The 3,837-nt window shown below is 66.0% G+C and carries 6 protein-coding genes and 1 tRNA gene; 3 read left to right on the top strand and 4 right to left on the bottom strand.

What is annotated here, in order from left to right; translation table 11 throughout:
* Nucleotides 1-71: 71 nt before the first annotated feature.
* Nucleotides 72-650 carry a phage portal protein gene (locus tag EV216_RS17950; protein ID WP_243642131.1) on the bottom strand — a complete coding sequence of 193 codons (579 nt, stop codon included), beginning with the start codon at nucleotides 648-650 and terminating at the stop codon, nucleotides 72-74.
* Nucleotides 651-675: 25 nt separating this feature from the next.
* Here EV216_RS17950 and EV216_RS17945 point away from each other — a divergent pair, with 25 nt between their 5' ends.
* The 3 genes from EV216_RS17945 to EV216_RS17935 are packed head-to-tail and all read left to right on the top strand — an operon-like array spanning nucleotide 676 to nucleotide 2,058.
* Nucleotides 676-1,500, top strand: a complete 825-nt coding sequence (locus tag EV216_RS17945; protein WP_243642130.1) for a phage major capsid protein — start codon at nucleotides 676-678, stop codon at nucleotides 1,498-1,500.
* 2 nt (nucleotides 1,501-1,502) lie between these two features.
* The gene (locus EV216_RS17940) at nucleotides 1,503-1,712 is read left to right on the top strand and encodes a phage head-tail joining protein (protein ID WP_132697231.1); all 210 of its coding nucleotides are present in this window, start codon (nucleotides 1,503-1,505) and stop codon (nucleotides 1,710-1,712) included.
* A gap of 1 nt (nucleotide 1,713) precedes the next feature.
* Nucleotides 1,714-2,058 (top strand): DUF2190 family protein, encoded by a 345-nt coding sequence (locus EV216_RS17935; RefSeq protein ID WP_132697229.1) that lies wholly within the window; start codon nucleotides 1,714-1,716, stop codon nucleotides 2,056-2,058.
* Nucleotides 2,059-2,061: 3 nt separating this feature from the next.
* Here EV216_RS17935 and EV216_RS17930 read toward each other — a convergent pair whose 3' ends face one another.
* The 3 genes from EV216_RS17930 to EV216_RS17920 all read right to left on the bottom strand — a co-directional run bounded on the left by EV216_RS17930 (nucleotide 2,062) and on the right by EV216_RS17920 (nucleotide 3,741).
* A complete protein-coding gene (locus EV216_RS17930; protein WP_132697227.1) occupies nucleotides 2,062-2,277 on the bottom strand; it encodes a hypothetical protein in 216 nt (71 codons plus the stop codon).
* 70 nt (nucleotides 2,278-2,347) lie between these two features.
* On the bottom strand, nucleotides 2,348-3,412 hold the full coding sequence (locus EV216_RS17925) for a PDDEXK family nuclease (RefSeq protein WP_132697225.1): 1,065 nt from the start codon (nucleotides 3,410-3,412) through the stop codon (nucleotides 2,348-2,350).
* Between the two features lie 252 nt (nucleotides 3,413-3,664).
* Nucleotides 3,665-3,741 (bottom strand) — tRNA-Met (locus EV216_RS17920).
* Between the last annotated feature and the right edge of the window lie 96 nt (nucleotides 3,742-3,837).

The raw sequence follows: 3,837 nt of genomic DNA, 5'->3' as shown, positions 1-3,837 counted from the left end.
CCCGACGAACTCCGTCAGGGGCAAGGTTCCACATGGGTCAAATCTCAATGACAATTCCGACTGCCGCTGGGTCAGTTCTCAGTGACATCCAACAAGGCGCCATAGGCGTCGCCGGGGTGCTCGGTATGCAACCAGTAGGCCCTGCGCTTGCCGACCGGATCGAACTCGATCCCCTGGACCAGTCGGCCCGCACCGAGGACGCCGGATTTCGTGGCGTCGAGGAAGTCTGCCTCTAGCACCTGCAATTGCAGCGGCACCGGCAGACCGTCCGCGGATCGTCGCAACCGGCGGCGCACAAGAACTTCGCCCGCCTCCACCATCTCGCGGCAGATCAGGGTCTGCAGCCCGTAGAAGTCGAGCTGGCCATCGGCATCGCACTCCGCCGTCCAGCGCTCGAAGAGAGCATCGACCTTCCGGTCGAGCTTGTCGTCACCGCTCGCGGCGCGCGGCATGATCCCGGCACCGATGATGTTGTTCACCAGCACCGCCACGGCCTTGGCCGCATGCGGGTTGTTGCGCACGAGATCGCGCATCCGGTCGCGCAGCAGCGCCCCGGCGACGCCGATCTCAGTATCGGCCGAGGATCCCGGCGCGCGCCAGCCCTCGGTCCGCCGTCCGCGCGCTGCGCCATCGTAGCCCCGCGTCCCCATCATCCTCGGGGACACGGTGGGCCGCGTGCTGCGCGATGCCTACCAGGCCGCGCCCTCGGGTATCCGCCGCCTCGGCCGCCAGACCACGGCGCGGGACTTCCGGGCGGTGAACAAGATCATGCTGGGCGAGGCGCCGCTGCTGGAGAAGCTGAACGAGCACGGCGAGATCAAGGCCGGGACCATGGCCGAGGCGCGCGAGGCCTACAAGGTCGAGACCTGGGCGCGGAAGATCGGCATCACCCGGCAGGTGCTGGTCAACGACGACCTCGGCGCCTTCTCCGACCTCGCCCGCCGAATGGGTCAGGCCGCGGCCGAGACCGAGGCGCGCATCCTTGTCACCCTCCTCGAGGCGGGCAGCGGGAATGGCCCGACCCTGTCGGACGGCAAGACGCTTTTCCACGCGGACCACGGCAACAAGGCGGGCACCGGGGCGGCTATCTCCGACGCCACGCTCTCGGCCGCCCGGCTGGCGCTGCGCACCCAGAAGGGCATCGAGGATCGCACGATCCGCGTGACGCCCCGCAACCTGCTGGTCCCGCCTGCGCTGGAGACCACGGCCGAAAAGTGGCTGGCCTCCATCGCGCCCGCGACCGCCGCGGACGTGAACCCTTTCTCGGGGTCTCTGTCGCTGGTGGTGGAACCGCGCCTGTCCTCGGCCACGCGCTGGTATGTCACCGCCGAACCCGGCGAGATCGACGGGCTCGAGTTCGCCTATCTCTCCGGCGCCGAAGGCCCGCAGGTCGAGAGCCGCTCGGGCTGGGACGTGGACGGCGTCGAGATCCGGGTGATCCTCGATTTCGGGGCGGGCTTCATCGACCATCGGGGCTGGTTCATGAATTCGGGCGCGTGAGCATGGCCGACCTCGCCCAGCTCACCGCCTGGCGGGACGCCCTGATGGCCGCACGCTACCGGGGCGTCCGCACCGTCGAATACGACGGCAAGCGCGTCACCTACGCGAGCGACGGCGAGATGGCCGCCGCGCTCGCGGACCTCAACCGGCAGATCGCAGGGTCGACCGACCGCATCTCGGTCGTCCGCATCCAATCCTCGAAAGGGCTCTGAGATGAAGAACTACCTCCAGAACGGCCACATCTTCCGCGTCACGGCGCCTGCGGGCGGCATCGCCTCGGGCGACGCGCTGCTCGTCGGCAGCATCTTCGGCATCGCCGCCTATTCCTCGGCCGAGGGCGACCCGGTCGAGCTCTCCACCACCGGCGTGTTTCAGCTCCCGAAGGCCAGCGCCGCGGTGCTGACCGTCGGCGCGCGCGTGGCGTGGGACAACACGACGAAGGAAGTGACCACCCCGACTGCGGGCCGCTTCCCCATCGGCGTGGCGGTCGAGGCCGCCGGGAACGGCGTCACCAGCGTCGCGGTGCGGCTGGACGGGATCGCGACGGCGGCGGCGTAAGGATCAGTTGGCGTGCTCGCCCTCGCGGAACGCCATGTCGGTGATTTCGCGAAGGCGGGCGCGGTAGTGCTCCAGCGTCCCGACATCACCCCAGTTCACATCCTCTGGGCTGCACTCGAAGTGGTCGGCGCTGAGCGCGGCGAGGCGTTCGAGCATCGCGTCGATCTCGGTCTTGGCCGAGATGAACGCGGCGAGCGCGGCGTCGTTAGTCTTGGGCATGATGGGCTCCGACAGAGTGTCCTGATCCATCAGGCTCTTGTCGGCTTCGATAGCAAGTCGGGACCGGCCGCTATTCCGAGGGTGCGAATGCGATCTCCTTCTCAGGAAACGCGTCACGCAAATTGATCATGGCCTCGTCAAACGCCCTGCCACCCCACTGGTTCAGAAAGGCGTATGTGCGTCCTTCGAAGTGTAGGAGTTCGTCATCACCGCAGAAGTAGCGGCCCGGATCGAAATTCCGTCCTTCCCTTGCTCGGGCCTCCTTCGCCAAGCGATGGAAGTCCTCAGCCACCACCTCGCCCTCCACGGACACGAGGGCTCGATTGGCCCGCGGGCCACAATGCTTGGCGACCTCCTCCGGTGCGATGCCGCTCTCTACGAGATGGCGGAACACCTGATAGATCGCGTGTCGCTTGCGCAGCCCCGTCAGTTGGCGCCCGCCGAGGGTGACGTCGTAGCTCGTCCAGTCTCGCGTGTCCGTGCGCGCCTCGCGCTCCTTGCGCTTCTTTTCGGTTACCCGGACCTGATATTCCGCGACCTCCGGAAGCGGGATGATCTGCTGGACATCAACGAGAACACGGCCATCGAGGCCGTAGGGCTGGAGGCGCACGCAGCGGATGTCGATGCCGCGCTCGATCAGCCAGAGAACGGATGTCGTCAGTTCGCGGCTGAACTCGGCCGAGGCCAAGACGATCCTTACGTCCTGCGCGAAGGCATCCTCGTCTGGCTCGTCCCACCCGAGGAAGTCGAGCAGTTCGGCACGCGCATCCGTGTCGGCTTTGCCGATCTGCATGAGATAACGAGCGAACACGTCAGCGGCGTGGTCGAAGGTCATGGTGGAGACCATCGCGGCGTAGCGGAGGGCCTGCAGTTCCATGTGGCCGCCGTCCTCGGTCCGCTTCAGCTCGATCACCACGAGGTTCGCATTGCGGTCAATGCCGAGGAGATCGATACGCCGACGCGACTCGTCCCAGTCCCCGAACTCCTCCGCGACCACCAGCGTGTCGGGTGCGACCACGGCGATGTTCGCCCGCAGCAGCCTCTGCAGATCGCGCCGCTCCTGCAGCTGCATCAGACCGAACGTGGTCTTGCTGAGGGGACGGATTTCTTCACTGGCAAACTCGTAGATCGGCATGGGCAATTCGGACCTTTCGGGAATTGCTTCCATCCAAGCGCACCGGCACCGCGCGAGCAAGCACGATCAGTCGCGAACGTCTGCGGAACAGCTGCGCCGCCCCGTGTCGCATCCGTGTTGCACGGAGAAATCGGGCTTGGTCGTAAGCCTTTGGAATCTTTGGGGAGCGGTCGGGACGGGCTTGCAACACGACGCGACACGCAAAAGCCGCCCGGAGGGCGGCCTAAGCGATTGATATCTTGTCAGAAAGTTTGGTTGCGGGGGTAGGATTTGAACCTACGACCTTCAGGTTATGAGCCTGACGAGCTACCGGGCTGCTCCACCCCGCGCCGGTTGTTTTGTTGGCCATTTTGGCCTGTCATCGAAGAGAGTTATATGTTTGGCTCTTTCTAGGTTTGGCGGTGACCTACTCTCCCACGTCTTGA

The organism is Rhodovulum steppense (genome assembly GCF_004339675.1).
GTDB lineage: Bacteria > Pseudomonadota > Alphaproteobacteria > Rhodobacterales > Rhodobacteraceae > Rhodovulum > Rhodovulum steppense.
The sequence above is the reverse complement of the archived record's forward strand: the minus strand, read 5'-3'. Positions and strand labels throughout refer to the sequence as shown.

Excerpts from the sequence above, each read along its gene's own strand:
- EV216_RS17930 (WP_132697227.1), bottom strand. The coding sequence starts at position 2,277 with ATGCCCAAGACTAACGACGCCGCGCTCGCCGCGTTCATCTCGGCCAAG.
- EV216_RS17925 (WP_132697225.1), bottom strand. The coding sequence starts at position 3,412 with ATGCCGATCTACGAGTTTGCCAGTGAAGAAATCCGTCCCCTCAGCAAG.
- EV216_RS17940 (WP_132697231.1), top strand. The coding sequence starts at position 1,503 with ATGGCCGACCTCGCCCAGCTCACCGCCTGGCGGGACGCCCTGATGGCC.
- EV216_RS17935 (WP_132697229.1), top strand. The coding sequence starts at position 1,714 with ATGAAGAACTACCTCCAGAACGGCCACATCTTCCGCGTCACGGCGCCT.
- EV216_RS17950 (WP_243642131.1), bottom strand. The coding sequence starts at position 650 with ATGGGGACGCGGGGCTACGATGGCGCAGCGCGCGGACGGCGGACCGAG.